Raw genomic sequence first — 19,977 nt, 5'->3', positions numbered from 1 at the left:
CGGAGGGGGATTCTTCTTGTGTTGGGAAGCTTAGGCGAAGGGGTTGGGTGTCATGGTGTACTTCACCGACAGGTACTCATTGATGCCTTCGAAACCGCCTTCACGGCCCAAACCGGACATCTTGACTCCACCGAATGGTGCTGAAGCGTTGGAGATTACTCCAGCGTTGAGACCCATCATGCCGGTCTGAAGTTTCTCAATCAGACGCTGACCGCGCTGGAAATCTTCGGTGTAGACGTAACCAATCAGACCGTATTCGGTGTCGTTAGCAATCTTGATGCCTTCTTCCTCGGTGGAGAAAGTAGTAATCGAGAGAACCGGTCCAAAGATTTCTTCCGTCATGATGTCTGCGCCAGGCTTGACACCAGTGAGAACGGTGGGCTCATAGAAGGTTCCTGCACCGTCGATGGCTTTGCCACCGGTGAGCACCGTTGCGCCCTTAGCGACAGCGTCTTGAACGAGTTCGTTTGCTTTCGCCACAGCCTTTTCATCGATAAGGGGACCAATGCTGACGCCCTCTTCAGTGCCGCGGCCAATCTTCATTGCCTTCACGCGCTCGGTAACCTTCTTGGCAAATTCTTCGGCAACTGCCTCGTGAACAATAACGCGGTTGGCTGCGGTGCAGGCCTGACCGATGTTGCGGAACTTTGCAATCATGACGCCATCGACGGCCTTATCAAGATCTGCATCTTCAAAGACCAGGAATGGTGCATTTCCGCCCAGTTCCATGGAGGTGCGCAGCATGTTTTCAGTTGCAAGCTTCATCAATGATTGGCCCACACCGGTGGAACCGGTGAAGGAAAGCTTACGCAGACGCTTATCGGTCACAATGGGATCAGATACAGCTGCGGTGGTGGAGGTGGTGAAGACGTTCACCACACCTGCGGGAACACCGACTTCTTCCAAGATTTTCACGAAATACAACGTGGTCAGTGGCGTCAGAGTTGCTGGCTTCACGACGACCGTGCAACCGGCAGCTAACGCTGGAGCAATCTTACGCGTAGCCATTGCCAGTGGGAAATTCCAGGGCGTGATGAGGTAGCTCGGGCCAACGGGCATGTGGGTCACGATGGTGCGACCAGTGCCTTCGGGGTTAGTTCCATAGCGACCGGTAATGCGGACGGCTTCTTCACTGAACCAACGAAGAAACTCGGAGCCATAGTTGACTTCACCGATCGCCTCAGCGAGGGGCTTGCCCATCTCGAGGGTCATGAGAAGTGCAAACTCGTTCTTAAGTTCCTGAACGCGATCAAAAGCTTTGCGGAGAATGTCACTGCGAACACGTGGAGGAGTTGCTGCCCATGCATCCTGTGCAGCAACGGCTGCATCCAGAGCTTTCATTCCGTCTGCGGGAGATGCATCGGCAATGTTTTTCAGCACAGCACCTGTTGCAGGGTCATGCACGGCAACCGTCTTGCCTCCTTCAGCATCAACCCACTGACCGTTGATGTACAACTGAGTTGGTACCTGTGCAAGCAGTTCTGATTCGGAAATCGTTGACATTCTTCACCTTTTCTACGAATTCCTTATTCTATTCCCAAATTGGGTACGAAATAAAGAGGTCGTTAGGACTCAAACGATAATACAAGAATCGACCGGATTTTGTCCCCCGCAAACCACAAAAAGACGCAGTGCACGAGAAGATCTGACTTTAGGTGGGGCCGCCTGCGGGAATTGAACCCGCGACCTATTCTTTACGAGGGAATCGCTCTACCAACTGAGCTAAGGCGGCGTGAACCGCCACAGGCGGAACAAGTACCTAGCTTAGTAGCTTGTTTATTTGCTCTGCGAGTTGCGTCGACCGCGCAGCGCAATAATCACAATGACAAGAGCAAGCAAGCCGGCTACTGCCGCGGAGATGCCAAGGAAGAGTTGCATTTGAGGCACGGCAGGATCGTGAACCGAAGTAGTGCGCAACATGTCTTCAGTGACCACAGGCTCCTCAATGGGCATAGGGGTTTCAACCGGTGCAGGTTCAACAGCAGAACCCTCAACCGTGAAATCAACCTGGCCCGTGGCGGGGTGGCCATCGATAGAAACAATGCGATAGACCGCGGTATAGCTTCCGTTGGGCAGTGCACCTTGAACAATCGGAACTGTCATCGTTGCACCCGATGCGTCAAAGGTTGGAGCGCCGAGTTCAAAGCCTGTTCCGTCTGATGCAGTCAACACAACCTCAGGTGGAAAACTTTGCTCCACAGGCTCGACAAAGGTGAACTGTAATTCGCTGACATCCGACACAACGGCCCCGTTTGCGGGGACAGAGAGAAATTCATCGCTGTGTGCATTGGCCACACTTGAGAAACCGAGAACAGCAGCAACACTCAACAGCATGGCTGCTAACACTGCGCGAAAACGACGAATCATGACAGTAATCCTTCTCCAATAAATCCACCAGGCTGACAGCCAGGAGGTAATGCAAACACTGCTGAGCCAATGGGGGTAGTCCATGTGTTTAGTAAGTCTAAATCAGCAAGCCGTTGTTGTACCGGCACAAATTGGTGACTGACGTTTGCCATATACGCCGCAAAGAGTAACCCCACATTTGGGGAGCCATCGGAGTTGATTCCTTCGTCATAGTTCAGTGGTCGGCGAAGGAACTTCTGAGTTACATCATCGGTTCGAGCACGGCGCATATGTGCGAAAGAGGGAATGACCGGCAAACCATTGTCTGATTTTGCGGCAAGGTTTGGGGGGTCGAATTCATTGACTCCTGTGAGCGGAGCACCATTTGACAGCTTTCGCCCCACTGAGAGTTCCTTACTTCCCTCATCCAGCTTGTCCCAGGTATCCAAGTTCATCGCGATCCGTCGAAGCACCAGAGATGTTCCACCGTCAAACCATCGAGGTGACCCCTGTGCCCAAACCTGTGCGTCAAATTCTTCAGCAGTTCGGGGATTGACAGTGCCATCAACTTGGCCGAAGAGATTTCGTCCTGTTTGACCCTCTGGTTTTGCCCCAGGTGTGGAGGTAAAACCACTTTGTGACCAGAGGATCGTGGCAAAACTACGCGCAGTTCTCGTGAGCTGACGCACAGCGTGTGAGAGCGAGAGAGGATCATCTGACCCCACCTGAATCACCAGGTCTCCGCCTGAGAATTCGGGCTTCAGCTTGTCAATGGAGAAAGTTGGAAGTTCAGCAAAGCCAGTAGGAATCTTGGACTCCAAGCCCAGCTTGGTAAAGAAGCTCGGGCCAAAACCAAAAGTTGCTGTGAGGCGAGCTGGATTGAGTGCGAGATAGGGATCGTTATCTGGCAATGCCGGAACGCCTTGCGTCAGGCGCGCGGCGTCATCGGTGAGCAAACGCATCATCCGAATAGCGCCTTCACGATCCGTCGAAGGCTTTAGTTTCCAACCCAGAAATGTTCCATACGCCTGTGAGGGTGTCTCAATTCCAGCTTGGTGTTTTCCGTAAAACGGAACTTTTTGTTGGCCTAAATCCCCGGATGCGGCTTTCTGCGCAGCCTCAGCTTGAGCTACGGCATACCCCGTTCCCACCCCAACTGCAGCAACTCCGGTGGCAAGCCCAGCAGAAACGAGGAAACCTCGCCGCGATACGGCAGGGCGAGGTTCCTGTGTTTCTGATTGAGAAAACTCTGACATGTAATTTGCCTATCAGGACTATCTAAGAGTTAGTGACTCATTTCCATCGAACCCTCGGCGTCAGCCTCTGGGTCGTAGGTTTCATTTGCGTTTGCAATTTCACGAGCTATTGCCTCGATAGGAAGAGAAGTTCCGTTGGAAAATTCCAACGTCAAAGTGATGGTGCTTCCAGCAGGAATTGGCTTGAGAAGATCCCAGTACATCACGTGATATCCACCTGGCTTGAGGGTAACGGAGCCCTTTGCCGGAATAACAATTCCACCATTGGCCTCTTGCATCACCATGTCACCGGCATCGTTCTTGACTACTTCATGAATTTCAAGTGGAGACTGTGTTAGACCATCGGTGGTGTTTGTGGCACCTAGGAGCGTGATGTCTTCATCGGATGAGTTTTCTAGGGTCATAAAGACACCTGTCATAGCCATACCGTCCATGAGTTCAGGTACTGCTTTGACCCATGCATCAGTCGCCATTGGGGCGACAGGTTGAGGCGTTGCTGGGGCGCAGCCCACCAAAGCCAAAGCCGCAACGACAATGCTGGTCAGAGAAAGACCACGCTTGATGGGGAAAGTTGTTGTGCTCACTCGAGTTCCTTTGTGATGGGTGTATTCTACGTAACGTAGAATATTCATATTATTCTACAAAACGTAGAACAAGCAAGGTGGGAGAGAGAATGACCCCTTCTCGCAATCGAGGAGAGCTTGAGGCAGCCATCATGGACATCCTCTGGGCGTCTGAAACAGGACTCACTGCTAAAGAAGTACAGGCGACATTTACTGAGAATGTTCCCGCAATTACAACATTGATAACCGTGCTCGACAGAATGTGCGCCAAAGGTCAGGTCACCAAATCTGCTTCGGGTGGTCGCAGTTTCGTGTTCTCTGCAACAACCAACAAAGTCGATCACGTCACTGATCTGATGAACAATGCTCTACTCAGTGCAGATGACCACGCGGCGGCATTACTCCATTTCGCCGGGACCCTCTCTGAGGATGATCGAGCGTTCCTGCGTAAAGCAATCGATAATTCATAACTGAAGATGTCACTTCAGGCAATCGTGATTCTCTTTGGCGTATACGCCATTGTCACGCTCGTTGCTCCGAGAGTTCTCGTTGCACCCCAGCTAATGAACAAGCATCCCCGGTTTGTACTGTTTACCTGGCTCGCTTCGCTGGGAATTGCAGGTATTTCCCTCATCCTCGCTCTCAGCGGGTTAGTTAGTCGCGCCCTCGAACAACACGTCGAAGATCCTGACTATGCCCGAATCATTTTCCCCATCCTGGATCAGGTCTTTGGATGGATTGCGTTAGCTGCTCTCGGTATCTTGGCCTTCCGGCTCATTGCTGCGGTGGGTGATTTACGTACTTCTCGAGCAGAACTGTTGTCACAGTGGCAGATGATTTCCACAAGTTCACAACATCACACAATCGACGGTCATAGCGTTCACGTCATTGATTTACCAGAAAATATTTTGATGGCTATCCCTTCAGCGCACACTATCGTTGCGAGCACGGGATTAATTCAGGCCCTATCTTCGAGTGAATTAGGAGCTGCGCTCGTTCACGAACAAACACACATCAATGAACATCATGGGGCCATCCGTGAAGCAGGGGTCTTAGCGGTCGCAGTTGCTCCTGGTTTCTCAGCAAGCGCTCGAATGGCTCAGGCAACTCGAATCGCAACGGAGCTAATTGCCGACGATGAAGCAGTGAAGCTGTACGGTCCTGAAGTTGTTGCATACGCACTCGAAGCAGCGTTTGGTACATCACCCCTTATTGAAGAACGAGTGGCCCGACTACGCAATTAGCAGCGTAAGTCTTTTGCAGGAACTGTTCCTCTGAGCAGGAAAGTGTCCACGGCATCTTTCACGCACGAGTTGGACTTGTTATAAGCCGTGTGTCCCTCACCCACATAGGTAATGAGGTGACCGTGGTCGAGCTGAGCAGCAAGCTCCTGTGCCCAACGATACGGAGTTGCTGGATCACCTGTTGTCCCAATAACAAGAATGTCCCCAGAACCTGAAGCAGAAACTTCACCGGGGCTCAGCACCGCAGGTGCCGGCCAGGTGGCACACGACTGCTCGCCCCACGCCAAATAGGGGCCAATCACTGGAGCAGCTGATTTCAACTTTTCAGCGTGCAGTGCCCACTGTGTTTGATCGGTTTCTGTGGGGTAATCAAGACAGTTGATCGCGATGAATGCTTCCGTGGAATTATCTCCATAAACACCCGCCTCAGAGCGGTTGTAGTACCAGTCCGCAGCCGCAAATGCAGGGTCTGCATCTCCTTCGAAGACCGCGGTGAAAATATCGGAGAGATACCCCCAGGCTTCTTTGTCATACAGCGGAGCAATGATGGCAGTGACCATGGCATCAGCACCTAAGAGCCGACCATCAGAAGCTGCTAATGGGTCTTTATCCAGCTGTGAGAGTAGTTCAGAGATACTCTGCATTGCCTGATCGACGCTGCCACGGAAAGGGCAGGATGATTGCGATAAACAATCGGCAAGATACGCCCGTAAAGCCTTCTCAAAACCTTGAGCCTGTGTCACAGTGACATCAAAACTGGAAGATGCCGGGTTAAGTGCACCGTCGAGAACCATGCGCCCCGCATTAGCTGGAAAAGTTTCTGCATAGATCGCGCCAAGAAGGGTTCCGTAGGAATATCCCAGATAGTTCAGCTGACGATCACCAACGAGATACCTCAGCATGTCGAGATCACGTGCAGCACTGATGGTGTCCACATGCTCTAACAATGCCCCAGATTTTTCCGCACAATCCTGAGCAAAAGCTTGTGTTGCTGCCGCCCGCTCTGCAAACCATTCAGGAGATTCACGTGGAGCATCGAAGAAGCCGTAAAGATATTCATCCATTTCAGCATCAGAATCAACACACGTCACGGGGGTTGATTGACCGACACCTCGAGGATCAAAACCAATGACGTCGTAATTCTTTTGAACGTCTTTACTCACCGCATAGTCCAACGAATTTGCAATGAAATCAACGCCGGAAGCGCCCGGTCCCCCAGGGTTCACAAACAGAGAACCGAGGCGGTCAGAGCTGGAGGCAACATGCCGCACCATAGCCAGTTCAAGCGTTTGTCCTTGAGGGTTACTCCAGTCAATAGGCGCCTTGGCGACCGCACACTCCATCGCTTCGTAGCAGTCCTGCCAGGAGATGTCCTGGTTGTAGAACGGGGCTAATTCTGAAGGAATACTCTCTGGAGGTAACGAAGGTTCAGGAACCACCGGCGCTGAGCACGCGCTCAACGTCAATGCCAGCGTGGCAACAAGTGCTGTTAGTCGCAGTAAGGCTCTCATGCCGATACTTCAGATCGTGAAGCACGAATCAGTAACGCCTCCATAGCAAGCGCGGGTGCAACGTTTGAGTCAATGCGTTCTCGTGCTTGGGCAATTGCTTCCATAGTTGCCAGGGTGTCCTCGGAGGGCCGTGCTGCGGCCGCTGCGCGGAGTTCAGTTTCAAACTCAACATTGATGAGATCTTCGTTGACACCTAGTTGAATCCGCAACACATCCCGGTAGACCGAGAGCAGGTCAACCAGGATCCGATCCAATCCATCACGCAAGCTTCGTGTAGCGCGGCGCTTTTGCTGCTCTTCTAAACCTTTGACTTGACTGCGCAGATTCGCGGGAACAGCATCGCCTTCGGCAATACCCATAGATTTACGCAAGTGTTCGAGTTCCTGAGCATCACGTTCTTCGGTGATTGCTTTAGCGTCATCTGTCGCGATCTCAATCATGCGCGCTGCAGCTAACACTGCTTCACGAACGGTCATCACATTCAACGCCAGACGGACTGTTTCTTCGCGTCGGGCAGCAGCTTCAGGATTGGTGGCAAGGCGGTGAGCCATCCCAATGTGAGATTGTGCATGCCGTGCAGCTCGCTCTGCAGTGTGTGCATCAACACCATCACGTGAAGCAATAAGTGCAGCCACGTCTTCGACGCTGGGCACACGCAAACGAACGGAGCGAACCCGAGAACGAATGGTGGGAATCAGGTCAGCTTCACTGGGTGCGCACAAAATCCACACTGTGCGCTCAGGAGGCTCTTCCAAAGCCTTGAGCAGGACATTTGACGTGCGCTCAGCCATTCGATCAGCATCCTCGATCACGATGACGCGATACCTGGAGACCGCGGGGGAATACTGTGAGCTTTGCACCAGTGCTCGAACCTCATCAATGGAGATGATCACACGTTCGGTGGTGAGAGACGAAAGATCAGGGTGGGTGCGGGCAGCGACTTGAGTGCAATCAGAACAATTTCCGCATCCGCCCTCACGGCACAGCAAAGACGCAGCAAATGCATAGGCAAGATTGGAGCGCCCAGAACCCGGCGGACCCGTCACGAGCCACGAGTGTGTCATCGCAGAATCATGTGACGTAGAACTGGCAAGTTCAGCAAGTGATGCAGCACGGAAAACATCAATGGCCTCTTGCTGGCCAACGAGGTCATCCCACACCGTCATAGTTCAAGGCTACCGGCAGTAGCTGTCAGCACCTGTGCGCTAGCTGAGCTCGTGGCTGACGCGAGAACGAATAGCTTGCGCTAACTCATCAATAGGCTGCGTTGCATCGAGGACGAGGAATCGCTTCGGTTCAGCTTTGGCTAAAGCAAGGAAGCCCGTTCGAACTCGGGAGTGAAACTCTGCTTTCTCATTTTCCAAACGATCAAAAGGCTTATCTGCAGCATCGAGGCGGGTTCGTGCAACATTCTCGTCCAGATCCAAAAGCACAGTCACGTCAGGAAGCAAACTTTCTGTTGCCCACAAGGAGAGGTCCCGAATCTCTTTGGCATCCAAGACTCGTCCGGCGCCCTGATAAGCAACAGAGGAGTCAAAATAGCGATCCTGGATCACAACGTCACCGCGCTCAAGCGCTGGCCGCACCACTGTTGCAATGTGTTGGGCACGATCTGCCGCATAGAGCAAGGCTTCAGCCCGAGGATCTATGTGTCCACGGTGGTGCAACACGAGGTTGCGAATCTCCACACCAACCTCGGAGCCGCCTGGCTCACGGGTGCGAACAACAGTGCGACCTTGCTCGGTCAACCACTGCGCTAACAGGCCAGCCTGAGTGGACTTGCCCGAACCGTCTCCACCTTCGAAGGTGATGAACAACCCGGCCATGAAGCTACTCGCTGGCCTTAGAGGAAATTCCTGATTTGCCCAAAGTAGTCGCGGCCTTCTTGGCTCCAGCCTTCTTCACCACGATGGTGTCGCCGACCTTCTTTGTGGCTTTTTTCTTGGCGGCAGGCTTCTTTGCAGCAGCCTTCTTGCGCACAACGGGCCCCTTGGCGCGCTTGATAGCTAGAAGTTCGACTGCTCGGTCGAAGTCAATTTCTTCGGGAACCTCACCACGAGGAATGGTGGCGTTGGTGGTGCCATCAGTGACATAGGGGCCGAAACGCCCGTCTTTGATTTTGATGGGTTTGCCACTTTCAGGGTCTGCATCAAATTCTTTTATGGCACTAGCTGCCTTGCGGGCACCGTACTTTGGCTGAGCAAACAGTTCGAGTGCTCCAGCTAAATCGATGGCAAAGATTTGGTCTTCGTTTTCGAGAGAACGGGTATCGGTACCCTTCTTGAGGTACGCACCGTAACGACCATTTTGTGAGGTGATGACCTCACCAGATTCAGGATCAACTCCAACCTCGCGAGGAAGGTTCAGCAACTTCAGCGCAGTCTCGAGATCAACCGTTGCAGGGTCCATGCTCTTGAACAGGGACGCTGTGCGAGGCTTGATTACCTCGGCCTTAGCAACGCGCTTCTTTTTCTTAACCTCAACAACCTCACCGGTGGCAGGATCAATTTCTGCCTCATCGAGGGCGACCTCTGGTTCAGGTTCAAGCTCGGTGACATAGGGGCCGAATCGACCGTCCTTGGAAACAATAGTTTTACCATTTTCGGGGTTGATTCCCAGTACTCGGTCAGTAACGATGGGGGCATCAATGAGCTCTTGCACCTTTTCAGGAGTGAGTTCATCGGGTGCCAAGTCCAGAGGAATGTTGACGATGCGAGGCTTTTCATCCTCTGCCGCATCAGGGTTCGTTACTTCGATGTAGGGACCATATTTACCCACTCGAATTGCGGCACCGGTGTCCCCCACAGGGAAGGTGTTGAGTTCGCGAGGATCAATATCTCCGATGTTGTCGAGAATTTCACGAAGACCGTGGTGGCCAGGCTCACCAAAGTAGAACTTCTTCAACCACTGTGATCCGGTGCCTTCGCCGCCGGCGATCTTGTCGAGGTCCTCTTCCATTTCTGCTGTGAATGCATAGTCCACTAGATCGGTGTAGTGCTCTTGCATCAGTCGAACGATGGAGAAGGCAACCCAGGCGGGAACGAATGCGGAGCCCTTAGGAGTGACATAACCACGGTCAACGATCAGGCCCAAAATCGAAGCATAAGTAGAAGGGCGGCCAATGCCCAGCTCTTCGAGCTTCTTGACCAGGGTTGCTTCGGTGTAGCGAGGTGGCGGAGTGGTGTCGTGGCCTTTGGCTTCAACCTCCGCGAGGATGAGCTTCTGCCCTTCGGTCATGACAGGAAGCTTGGCTTCTGCTTGAGCATCTTGAGCATTGCGTTCTTCGTCTGTGCTTTCCTCATACGCATTGAGGAATCCACGGAAGGTGATGACGGTTCCGCTGGCAGTGAATTCAACACTCTCGCCGGAGGCGGGTGTTGCTTTCACGGTTACGGTTGCAGTCTGCCCCTTGGCATCGGCCATTTGGGATGCCACGGTGCGCTTCCAGATCAGGTCGTAGAGTTTCCACTCGTTACCGCGCAACACGTTTTCAAGTTCTGCCGGGGTTTTGAAGGTTTCACCAGCAGGACGAATAGCTTCGTGAGCTTCTTGAGCGTTCTTGCTCTTGCCTGAGTACTGACGAGGAGCATCTGCTACCTGATCAGCGCCATAGAGGGTGGTTGCCTGGGTGCGAGCAGCTGCAATAGCCTGCCCAGAGAGTGAAGGAGAGTCGGTACGCATGTACGTGATGTACCCGTTCTCATATAGTCCCTGAGCAATGCTCATCGTCTGCTTTGATGAGAACTTCAGTTTGCGCGAGGCTTCCTGCTGCAGCGTCGAAGTAGTGAACGGTGCTGAGGGCCGACGGGTGTATGGCTTAGTTTCCAAGCCTGCGACAACGATTTCCGTGGTGGACTCTCGCAACGCAGCAGCAAGTGCAACAGCAGCTTCTTCACTCAGCAGCGAGGCTTTGGTGGTGAGTTCACCGTTGTCGTTGAAGTCTTTACCCGAGGCAATGGTGTTGCCACCGATACGCACAAGTTTGGCTTCAAACTGCGTGCTGGCCTCGGTCGAGGTTCCCAGTGTTGCCAGAAGGTCCCAGTAATTGGCTGAGGTGAACGCCATGCGTTCACGTTCACGGTCTACGACCAAACGCAGTGCAACTGTTTGTACACGACCAGCAGAAGTTCCGGGCCCCACGCGGCGGCGCATCACATCGGACATTTCCCAGCCGTAGAGACGGTCCAGGATTCGACGGGTTTCTTGGGCATCTACGAGTGCTGTGTCGAGCTCACGAGTGTTTTCTTGTGCAGCCTGAATGGCTTCCTTGGTGATTTCGTGGAACACCATGCGGTGCACAGGAACCTTTGGCTTAAGTACTTCAAGTAGGTGCCACGAGATGGCTTCACCCTCACGGTCTTCATCTGTTGCCAGATATAACTCATCAGCGCTCTTGAGTGCTTTCTTGAGCTCGGCAACAGTCTTCTTACTGTTTTCACTCACGACGTAATAAGGCTGGAAGCCATCTTCCACGTTGACAGCAAACTTGCCGAAGGGGCCCTTTTTCATGTCCGCAGGTAGCTCGCTGGGCTTGGGCAGGTCACGGATGTGGCCGACGGATGCGAGCACTTCGTAGTCGTCGCCCAGGTACTTACCAATGGTCTTGGCTTTAGCTGGTGACTCTACGATGACGAGCTTTTTGGTGCTGGACAAACATTCCTCCGAAATTATGGCGTTCCAAAAGGTCAAGATACACGGCAAATCGGGTTCGTCAATCATCGAAGCATATTTTTAGGTCCTGCTTTTGCCCGAGTGTCGATCAAAAACCCCAACACAGTGACCTTCATGGTCACTCGCGCAATGAGCTTATCGACGCTGCAGGTTTCAAAATTGAGTTGATGCTTCTCGGCCAGTCTTTCCGCGCGATCACAGGGATATCCGGGGATGCGCCCGGAGGCAGCATCTGCTGCTTCCAATGCTGCCCGGTCGGTAACGGCCTGTGCTCTTTCGAATGTAGCGAGGGCACTTCCGCATAAAAATAAAAAACTTGTCACCGAAATCACTCCGCTGACCAAAATGAGGGTGGCCGAAGTGCTCGAGCCATGATCAGTGCGCATCAAGAATACACTCTCGAACACGTATCTCTGGAACTATCCATTCCAGTGGACCTGGCCCAACGTTTTGTTGCAGCGTGACACAAATCACATCGCTTTCAACGCTCTGGCGAAAAAGTACTTTGCTATTTGCGGCATGCAGTGCTCTCGTCACGAGAGCACTGTCAACACCGCGAGCGAGTTCTTGAGCTGCTTGCCGGGCTAACGAAGCATTACTGAGCTGAGTGCCCAGAGCTGAGACTGCCTGCAAGCAGATTCCCAGTATCAAAATGATGACCGGGAGCACCATGGCCAACTCCGCGGTGACACTACCATCCGAACGTGAGTGCACGTCGAACCATGTCAGTCAATATGGCCTTGACTTCATCCCCGCGAAGGATGGCCACGAGTAAACCTGCAAACCCCACTGCAGCCATGGTGGCGATGGCGTATTCGGCTGTTGCTGCACCTTCTTCCAGCGTGAGGTTGGCCCAGATTTTCTTGAGTTGTTTCTTCATGAGATTTCTCCTTTCGACAGCAAGTAGAGCCCACTGGGTTGCTGAAGAAATACACCTCTATATAAGAGGTGGAAAATCTCCCTATTTCAACGTTGTGGAGGAGATCACACTTGCCACCAACGGAAGCACTCCCACAGCAATAAATGCGGGCAGAACGCACACCCCGAGGGGGATCATGAGTTTGACACCTAAACGCTCTATAGATTCGCGTGAACTGTTGCGCGCACGATCGCGCAACAGTTCTGCATGAGCATGGAGCAAGTCACTCAATGCAACCCCTGTTCGCGTGGAGAGCTCCATAAACACATCACACTGTTCAAGCTCGGAGTGGTCAGTGAGATAGTTATCGGCTATCTCCTGAGCACAATGTCGTGCGTGTCTCAACGAGGCCCCAGAGCGTAAAGACATCGCCATCACTTCAGTCGGCATTCCAATAGCCCACGTGGTGGGTTCAGCTGCAGCAACCAGCGAAGCGGACCAGGTATGAGCCAGCCACATCAAGCCGGCAGCCACAACAAGCAAAAACCAGCCCACAGGTTGAAGCAATAAAAATGCGAGCGGGTTATAGCCGGCCGCCATCGCGCCCAGAATCGCAATGCCCGGCAATATCATGACGAGCCTGGTCGCAGCTTGAGGCCCTGCTAGTTGGCTTCGTGCTTCGCGAGAATTTTGGGATGCGTGAGCAAGCGCATGAGACAGTGACACAAGTAGATCTTTCATCGAGGCCCCCAGTTCAAGGCCCAGGCGCCACACCTGTGCCAGGAGAGCCAGAGGTGTGGGCGGTTTGTTGTCAAAGAAGGCATCACGTTCCACTCGAGCATGCATGAGTGCTTGTTGGGGGCTCAGTCCCGCTGCGAGCAACATGGCCAACAGTTGTGAGAGTGCAGAGACCTCACCTAAATCGTCATGAGCTACCGAAGCGGAGCGGATGAATCTCGAGCGAACGAAAATTCTGAGCAAATTTCCCCATTTGTGCAATACGTCGACCATGTTCACCTCGCTCCACATGAACAACAAGGTCAACTGCCCCGTGAACCAATGTGGTGAGCAAAGCTTCACTCAAACCAGACAGGAATCCGAGTGCTCGCAATCGTGCAGGTACGTCACTCAATGTGTTGGCGTGTAACGTCATCCCGCCGCCGGTGTGGCCTGTGTTCAAGGCGCTGAGCACGGCACCGAGTTCACTCCCGCGACATTCACCAAGGACGAGCCGGTCTGCCCGCATTCGCAAGGCCTGTGGCACTAGCTGTTCGAGAGTAAGTCCACCCGCGCCTTCATTATTTGCTTGCCGCGCCTCCAAAGTAATGACGTGTGGGTGCCGTATCTGCAATTCAGCCACATCTTCCAACACGAGAATTCGTTGATGTGGATCAGCATCAGATAAAAGAAGGGCCAATAATGAGGTCTTCCCTGCTCCTGCTGCACCCGTCACCAGAATTGTCTGCTGAGAGGCCACTGCTGCATGGAGGTACTCATGCTGCTGAGGGCTGAGATAGCCCTGCTCCTGAAGTTTCTCCCACGTCAGGTCGTGGTGACGGGGTATGCGGATGGAGATTGCTGTCCCGTGGGCTGCTACCGGGGCTAGTGCAGCATGCACACGAATACCGCCCTCGAGTCGGACATCAACACAGGGGTGGGCGATATCTAAATGACGCCCACCGCGGTCTATCAGTTCAACAGCTAGCGCTCGGACCTCTTTCTCTGTTGCCTCCCAGCGAGGTACTGGAATGAGGCCCGAGCCTTGATCGACCCACATTCCGGCATTGCTCGAGATGAGAATGTCAGTGACGAGGGGATTCCGAATCTGGGTATCCAGCAGGGCGAACATGGCCTCAAATTAGAGAAAAAATTCATCAGATGAGAATTTTTGGACCAAATTGGGGGTATTTGTACCCCTTTTGCCCCTGTGGAGGACAGGTCATGTGTACCCGAAAGACCTCACACACAGAGGAAGGCGACACCAGTTGGGGGGAACGGTGTCGCCTTCGTGACGCCAGATTGGGGGAATCGGCGGCGCCACCAGTCAGATACGAAGCTCTGAACATTACGAGTGTAAGGCATATTTCTGAAAATTATCTGTACCCCGAGTACAAAAAGTAACTTTGTATACAAAGTGTGATTTTGGGGGTAATCTCGTATCAGACTTTGATAGAACTTTGTCACCACCCAATGAAGTGAGGTGCTCAAATGAGCAACAACATTGACAACCTGATGCACGAGGAACGTCGCTTTCCACCCAGCGCAGAATTTGCTGCCCAGGCAGTAGGAAAAGCTGACCTTTACGACTCAGCGAAGAAAGATCGCCTTGGTTTCTGGGACAAGCAAGCCAAAGAACTGCTTCACTGGCACAAACCATACACTCGCGTGCTCGACTGGAGCGACGCTCCTGTGGCCAAATGGTTCGACGATGGTGAACTAAATGTGGCTTACAACTGTCTTGATCGACACGTTCTCGCCGGTAATGGTGACCGCGTTGCACTCTATGCCGAAGGTGAGCCTGGCGATCAGCGTGTATACACATACAGCGAATTAACCGCAGAGGTTAAGCGAGTTGCAAATGTGTATCTCTCGCTGGGTATCACCGCTGGCGACCGCATCGCGATTTACATGCCGATGATTCCTGAAGCCGTGATTGCCATGCTCGCTTCTGCCCGCATTGGCGCAGTCCACACCGTCGTTTTCGGGGGATTTAGCTCCGACAGCCTTCGTAGCCGTATCGATGACGCCCAAGCAAAGCTTGTGGTGACAGCCGATGGCGGATGGCGCAAGGGCAAAGTATTCCCCCTCAAGCCCACAGTTGATGCAGCACTCGAGGCACACGGTGGCGGCAGCACCGTCACAAATGTTCTCGTGGTCAAGCGTGGCGAGAACGAGGTTGCGTGGACTGCAGGTCGCGACATCTGGCTGCATGAGGCTATGGCCGGTGTTGACGCAGAACACGAAGCTCAGGGATTCCCCGCAGAGCACCCACTGTTCATTCTGTATACATCCGGAACAACCGGTAAGCCCAAGGGAATTCTGCACACCACAGGTGGCTACCTCACCCAGGCAGCATTTACCCACAAAAACATCTTCGATCTTCACGAAGAAAAAGATGTCTACTGGTGCACCGCAGATGTGGGCTGGATTACCGGACACTCCTACGTTGTTTATGGTCCACTCGCTAACGGGGCAACCCAGGTGGTCTATGAAGGAACTCCAGACGCGCCTCACCCCGGTCGTTGGTGGGAAATAATCGAGAAGTACAAGGTCTCGATTCTCTACACCGCGCCCACGGCAATTCGTTCCTTCATGAAGCTCGGACGCGAAATCCCTGCCAAGTTTGACCTCTCCAGCATCCGTGTACTCGGATCCGTGGGTGAACCCATCAACCCCGAAGCATGGATTTGGTACCACGACATCATCGGTGGCGGAACCGCGCCGATTGTAGACACCTGGTGGCAGACCGAGACCGGCGCAATCATGATTGCGGCACTCCCTGGTGTAACCACCCTGAAGCCAGGTTCAGCACAGGTACCCATCCCCGGTGTAGTCATCGACATTCTCGACGAGCAAGGTGTTCCTCAGGAAAAGAACTCCGGTGGTTTGTTGGTCATCTCCGAACCTTGGCCCTCCATGCTTCGCGGCATTTGGGGAGACCCAGCCCGTTTCCAAGAGACCTACTGGGAGAAGTTCGGAGATAAGTACTTCGCAGGCGATGGCGCTCGTTACGACTCAGATGGTGACATCTGGCTCTTGGGCCGCGTCGATGACGTGATGAACGTCTCAGGTCACCGTCTCTCCACAGCAGAGATTGAATCTGCGCTGGTTGGTAACCAGATTGTGGCTGAAGCAGCAGTGGTAGGTGCCGCAGACGAGACAACAGGTCAGGCCGTTGTCGCCTTCGTCATCCTGAAGAAGAGCCACGTTGACGACCAGACTCCCGAGGAAGCAAGCGCCATCCTGCGCAAGCACGTTGCGGACCAAATTGGTGCGATTGCTCGCCCTTCAAAGGTGTACATCGTTGAAGAGCTTCCCAAGACTCGTTCTGGCAAGATCATGCGCCGTCTCCTCCAGGACGTCGCTGAAGGTCGCGAGATTGGTGACACCACCACGCTGACCGACACTGGTGTGCTCAGCATCATCAGTGCTCAAGTTCACTAAACGAAGCACGAACGCACTGAACCCCAGGCCTGTGGCCTGGGGTTCAGTGTTGTTAGTCGAGGGCTACTTGAATGAAATGATGATTTCTACTTCAACCGGAGCATCAAGCGGCAAAACAGCGACACCAACTGCCGAGCGAGCGTGAACGCCTGCGTCACCGAAGATCTCTCCGAGAACCTCGGAAGCCCCGTTAATGACACCGGGCTGTCCCGTGAAAGCAGGGTCGCTGGCAACGAAGCCCACTACCTTGACCACACGGGTCACACGGTTGAGGTCGCCAAGTACTGATTTCACAGCGGCGAGCGCATTGAGCGCACAGGTGCGTGCATACTCTTTAGCGTCGGAGGCTGGAATGAGTCCATGGCCTTCACCGACCTTGCCTGTGGCAGGAAGTGCACCAGAGACCATAGGCAACTGACCTGACGTGAACACCAGGTCACCGTGAATAACCGCTGGAGTGTAGGCGGCAACAGGGGGGACGAGGTCAGGGATATCGATGCCGAGTTCAGCAAGGCGAGCGTCAATGTTTGCCATGTTTAGTCCTTTGTTCGTGGCTCGAGTTGAGTCTATTCAGCCAGTGGTCGTTTGAGATAGGCAACAAGTCCGCCTTCGGGCCCAGTCACGATTTGGACCAGTTCCCAGCCCTCAGTTCCCCAGGTGTTGAGGATGGCAGTGGTGTTGTGAATCAGTAGTGGAGTGGTGGTGTACTCCCATTTTGTGGCGCTCATGGCTCTCCGTTCGGTAGTTTCTCAGAAATCCGGGATAAATTAGAGTCTATGTTTGCCAAGAAGCCCTCGAAGTCAGGACTGGTCGGAGGACTGCTCGCATTTGTCGGCATGAGCGCCGTTGCGTCAGTACTTATTGCAGCCGCTGTGACCCCCGCTATCGCGGTTACCGGCCTCACCACCAATAGCGCTTTGGGCGTCTTTGACGAGTTGCCTGAATATCTGAAAATCAACCAGCTCGCGGAAAAGACCAGCATCTATGCCAAAGCATCAGATGGCACTGAGGTACTTCTTGCCTCCTTCTACGCTCAGAACCGTGTCACGGTTCCTTTGGACGAAATTTCTCCCTACGTCATTGACGCAGCTATTGCTACCGAGGATCCTCGCTTTTATGAGCACGGTGGTGTTGACCTGATTGGTACCGCTCGCGCAATCCTGTCGAACGCGTCCGGTGGAGATGTACAGGGTGGTTCATCCATCAGCCAGCAGTATGTGAAGAACATTCTCGTTCAGCGTGCTGAAGAGCTCGCAGACCCTGATGCCCGTAAGGCTGCCTACATCGCTGCTACCCAGACAAGCATTGAGCGAAAGCTCAAAGAAATGAAGCTGGCCATCAGCATTGAGTCGAAGTACTCGAAAGATGAAATTCTCAATGGTTATCTGAACATTGCTTCCTTCGGTGGTCGAACCTACGGAATCGAAGCTGCAGCTCAGTACTACTTCGGCGTGAAAGCGAAAGACCTCACACTTGCCCAAGCAGCAAGCTTGATTGCCACGGTCAATAACCCAAACAACCTCCGTATTGACTACGAAGAAAACATTCAAGCAAACACTGACCGTCGAAACTACGTCCTTGAGCGCATGCTTGCTGAAGGCAAGATCACTCAGAAGGAATACAAGGCAGCTGTTGCAGAACCTGTGACACCTGTCATCACCCCTCCCAGCACTGGTTGCCAGACTGCTGGTGGAGCCGCATTCTTCTGTGACTACGTCACCTGGGTCATCAAAAACGACAAAGCCTTCGGAGCAACCGAGGATGAGCGTTGGAACAACTTCCAACGTGGTGGTTACAAAATCATGACCACCCTCAACCTGGATGTTCAGGCAGCAACCAACGCTGCTATTGACGAGCGCGTTGCCAAAGTTGTTGATGAAGGAAACATCGCCGCAGCTTCTGTCTCGGTAGAGGTGGGCACCGGACGTATTTTGGCGATGGGCCAAAGCAAGGATTACTCCGCTGATCCTGAGGTGGTTGCAACCGGAGCCAACTACACCTCCGTGAACTACAGCACAGATTCCCGTTACGGAAGCTCGACCGGTTTCCCTGTGGGTTCGACCTACAAGGTCTTCACTCTCACTGAATGGCTTAAGAACGGTCACGGCCTTAACGAAATGGTTGACGGTAAGAACCGTATTTGGACCGGTAGGGAATTCACCAACAGCTGTGAAGGTGTTGGAGACCTCAACAACTGGAACCTGCAAAACTTCGACGGTCGTGGAACTGGTCGAGTCTGGTCTGCTCTGCAATCGCTGATCAACTCGTGGAACACCAACTTCATGATGATGGCGTCCAAGCTGGACCTCTGCAAGATCCGTAAAACTGCAGAAAGCTTCGGTGTTCACCGCGCTGACCTGAAGACTCTTACCAGCAACCCCATGGCTGTGCTGGGTTCAAATGAAATCGCGCCGCTGACCATGGCTGTGGCAGCTGCCGGCTTCGCAAACCAGGGCAAGGTGTGTTCAGCAATTGCGATTGATGAAATCACTGACCGCAATGGTAAGAAGGTTGACCCACCCAAATCCAAGTGCAACCAGGCAGTCCCGGCAAACATTGCGAACACTGTGGCGTATGCCATGTCTCGAGTAATCGAAGGATCAGCTCGATGGGCGTCTCCTAACGACGGTGTTCCCTTCATCTCGAAGACCGGTACCTCGGATAACTCCGAGCACAACTGGATGATGGGTACCACTACCAAGGTATCTACCGTTTCCTGGATTGGTAACGTCACAGGCCACGTCAACGTGGGTGAATACGTCTTCCCTCCCTATGTCTTCGTGCAGGGAATCTGGCGTGGCGTGATGGCAACTGCCAACAGCATTTATGGTGGAGATGCCTTCCCAGCACCAGATCCCAACTTGATGAAGGGTAAGTCTGTAGCCGTCCCAGCAATTGACGGCTTGACCCTCAAGCAAGCTCAAGAACTCATCGAGAGCGTCGGCCTGACCTTCAAAGACGGCGGCGAGATGGACTCTGAGAAGCCCAAGGGAACCGTGGTCAAGTCAGATCCACCTTCGGGTGAAAACACCGCTGTGGGTGCGGAAATCACTGTCTACACCAGTAACCAGTCGCTTGTAGCTGGTCCTGGAACTACACTCGGCATGACTCAAGCTGCCGCAACCAGTAGCCTGCAATCTGGAGGTTGGGTTGTCCAAGTTATCTTGGCTCCAAGCCCCACACCAACGCCTTGTCCTAGCACCCCTCCTGTTGACCCCAACAATCCGAGTGTGATTCCTGCACCAGTGCAAAGCACATGTCCTGCACCACCAAGTCCTAATGTCGGCAAGGTTATTGCCCAGGATGTTGTGGGTGGATTTGTGAAGCCTGGTGCCACCGTGACAATTACGGTTCAGCAATAAC

Annotated in this window: 19 protein-coding genes and 1 tRNA gene; 4 read left to right on the top strand and 16 right to left on the bottom strand. The window is 53.3% G+C overall.

Translation table 11 applies throughout. The features are described 5' to 3' along the window. Positions 1 to 30: 30 nt before the first annotated feature. The 5 genes from AUMI_RS00420 to AUMI_RS00400 all read right to left on the bottom strand — a co-directional run bounded on the left by AUMI_RS00420 (position 31) and on the right by AUMI_RS00400 (position 4,186). Entirely contained in the window at positions 31 to 1,503 is a 1,473-nt protein-coding gene (locus AUMI_RS00420) for an NAD-dependent succinate-semialdehyde dehydrogenase (protein ID WP_096380103.1), read from the bottom strand. Positions 1,504 to 1,656: 153 nt separating this feature from the next. Continuing rightward, a tRNA-Thr gene (locus AUMI_RS00415) sits at positions 1,657 to 1,732 on the bottom strand. A 44-nt stretch (positions 1,733 to 1,776) separates the two neighbouring features. Next, the gene (locus tag AUMI_RS00410) at positions 1,777 to 2,367 is read right to left on the bottom strand and encodes a copper resistance CopC family protein (RefSeq protein WP_172418215.1); all 591 of its coding nucleotides are present in this window, start codon (positions 2,365 to 2,367) and stop codon (positions 1,777 to 1,779) included. Beyond that, positions 2,364 to 3,602 carry a Dyp-type peroxidase gene (locus AUMI_RS00405; RefSeq protein ID WP_096380099.1) on the bottom strand — a complete coding sequence of 413 codons (1,239 nt, stop codon included), beginning with the start codon at positions 3,600 to 3,602 and terminating at the stop codon, positions 2,364 to 2,366. Before AUMI_RS00405 ends, AUMI_RS00410 begins: the two co-directional genes overlap by 4 nt. Before the next feature lie 29 nt (positions 3,603 to 3,631). After that, complete coding sequence (locus tag AUMI_RS00400; protein ID WP_172418213.1) at positions 3,632 to 4,186, bottom strand: copper chaperone PCu(A)C; 555 nt, start codon at positions 4,184 to 4,186, stop codon at positions 3,632 to 3,634. A gap of 89 nt (positions 4,187 to 4,275) precedes the next feature. Between AUMI_RS00400 and AUMI_RS00395 the strand changes: the two genes are divergently transcribed. Further along, positions 4,276 to 4,635, top strand: a complete 360-nt coding sequence (locus AUMI_RS00395; protein WP_096380095.1) for a BlaI/MecI/CopY family transcriptional regulator — start codon at positions 4,276 to 4,278, stop codon at positions 4,633 to 4,635. 6 nt (positions 4,636 to 4,641) lie between these two features. Then, the gene (locus AUMI_RS00390) at positions 4,642 to 5,409 is read left to right on the top strand and encodes a M48 family metalloprotease (RefSeq protein ID WP_096380094.1); all 768 of its coding nucleotides are present in this window, start codon (positions 4,642 to 4,644) and stop codon (positions 5,407 to 5,409) included. Here the strand turns inward: AUMI_RS00390 and AUMI_RS00385 are convergent. The 9 genes from AUMI_RS00385 to AUMI_RS00345 form a co-directional block, all read right to left on the bottom strand. Further along, positions 5,406 to 6,920: an alpha/beta hydrolase gene (locus tag AUMI_RS00385; RefSeq protein ID WP_096380091.1), complete on the bottom strand. Its 1,515-nt coding sequence runs from the start codon at positions 6,918 to 6,920 to the stop codon at positions 5,406 to 5,408. The two genes, AUMI_RS00390 and AUMI_RS00385, sit on opposite strands and share 4 nt — an antisense overlap. Beyond that, positions 6,917 to 8,086: a DNA polymerase III subunit delta' gene (locus AUMI_RS00380; RefSeq protein ID WP_096380089.1), complete on the bottom strand. Its 1,170-nt coding sequence runs from the start codon at positions 8,084 to 8,086 to the stop codon at positions 6,917 to 6,919. Before AUMI_RS00380 ends, AUMI_RS00385 begins: the two co-directional genes overlap by 4 nt. A 39-nt stretch (positions 8,087 to 8,125) precedes the next feature. Next, on the bottom strand, positions 8,126 to 8,746 hold the full coding sequence (gene tmk, locus AUMI_RS00375) for a dTMP kinase (protein ID WP_096380087.1): 621 nt from the start codon (positions 8,744 to 8,746) through the stop codon (positions 8,126 to 8,128). A 4-nt stretch (positions 8,747 to 8,750) separates the two neighbouring features. Further along, on the bottom strand, positions 8,751 to 11,573 hold the full coding sequence (gene topA / locus AUMI_RS00370) for a type I DNA topoisomerase (RefSeq protein WP_096380085.1): 2,823 nt from the start codon (positions 11,571 to 11,573) through the stop codon (positions 8,751 to 8,753). A gap of 62 nt (positions 11,574 to 11,635) precedes the next feature. After that, a complete protein-coding gene (locus AUMI_RS00365) occupies positions 11,636 to 11,977 on the bottom strand; it encodes an Rv3654c family TadE-like protein (protein WP_096380083.1) in 342 nt (113 codons plus the stop codon). Further along, positions 11,967 to 12,305, bottom strand: a complete 339-nt coding sequence (locus tag AUMI_RS00360; protein ID WP_172418209.1) for a TadE/TadG family type IV pilus assembly protein — start codon at positions 12,303 to 12,305, stop codon at positions 11,967 to 11,969. The genes AUMI_RS00365 and AUMI_RS00360 overlap by 11 nt, the downstream gene beginning before the upstream one ends. After that, a complete protein-coding gene (locus tag AUMI_RS00355) occupies positions 12,283 to 12,471 on the bottom strand; it encodes a DUF4244 domain-containing protein (RefSeq protein WP_096380077.1) in 189 nt (62 codons plus the stop codon). The genes AUMI_RS00360 and AUMI_RS00355 overlap by 23 nt, the downstream gene beginning before the upstream one ends. Before the next feature lie 81 nt (positions 12,472 to 12,552). After that, entirely contained in the window at positions 12,553 to 13,335 is a 783-nt protein-coding gene (locus AUMI_RS00350) for a type II secretion system F family protein (protein ID WP_096380076.1), read from the bottom strand. A 40-nt stretch (positions 13,336 to 13,375) separates the two neighbouring features. Then, positions 13,376 to 14,299, bottom strand: coding sequence for an ATPase, T2SS/T4P/T4SS family (locus AUMI_RS00345; RefSeq protein WP_096380073.1), 924 nt, complete (start codon positions 14,297 to 14,299; stop codon positions 13,376 to 13,378). Between the two features lie 359 nt (positions 14,300 to 14,658). Between AUMI_RS00345 and acs the strand changes: the two genes are divergently transcribed. Next, a complete protein-coding gene (gene acs, locus AUMI_RS00340; RefSeq protein WP_096380072.1) occupies positions 14,659 to 16,614 on the top strand; it encodes an acetate--CoA ligase in 1,956 nt (651 codons plus the stop codon). 63 nt (positions 16,615 to 16,677) lie between these two features. Here acs and AUMI_RS00335 read toward each other — a convergent pair whose 3' ends face one another. Together AUMI_RS00335 and sp36 are read right to left on the bottom strand one after the other, a co-directional pair. Next, positions 16,678 to 17,148 (bottom strand): RidA family protein, encoded by a 471-nt coding sequence (locus AUMI_RS00335; RefSeq protein WP_096380070.1) that lies wholly within the window; start codon positions 17,146 to 17,148, stop codon positions 16,678 to 16,680. A gap of 32 nt (positions 17,149 to 17,180) precedes the next feature. Continuing rightward, positions 17,181 to 17,342 carry a Sp36 family protein gene (gene sp36 / locus AUMI_RS08130; RefSeq protein ID WP_172418207.1) on the bottom strand — a complete coding sequence of 54 codons (162 nt, stop codon included), beginning with the start codon at positions 17,340 to 17,342 and terminating at the stop codon, positions 17,181 to 17,183. A gap of 48 nt (positions 17,343 to 17,390) precedes the next feature. Between sp36 and AUMI_RS00330 the strand changes: the two genes are divergently transcribed. Then, entirely contained in the window at positions 17,391 to 19,976 is a 2,586-nt protein-coding gene (locus AUMI_RS00330) for a transglycosylase domain-containing protein (RefSeq protein WP_096380068.1), read from the top strand. The last annotated feature ends 1 nt before the right edge of the window (position 19,977 follow it).

It is taken from the genome of Aurantimicrobium minutum (genome assembly GCF_002355535.1).
Lineage (GTDB): Bacteria > Actinomycetota > Actinomycetes > Actinomycetales > Microbacteriaceae > Aurantimicrobium > Aurantimicrobium minutum.
Note: the sequence above shows the minus strand (reverse complement) of the source record. Positions and strands in the feature narration are given on the sequence as shown.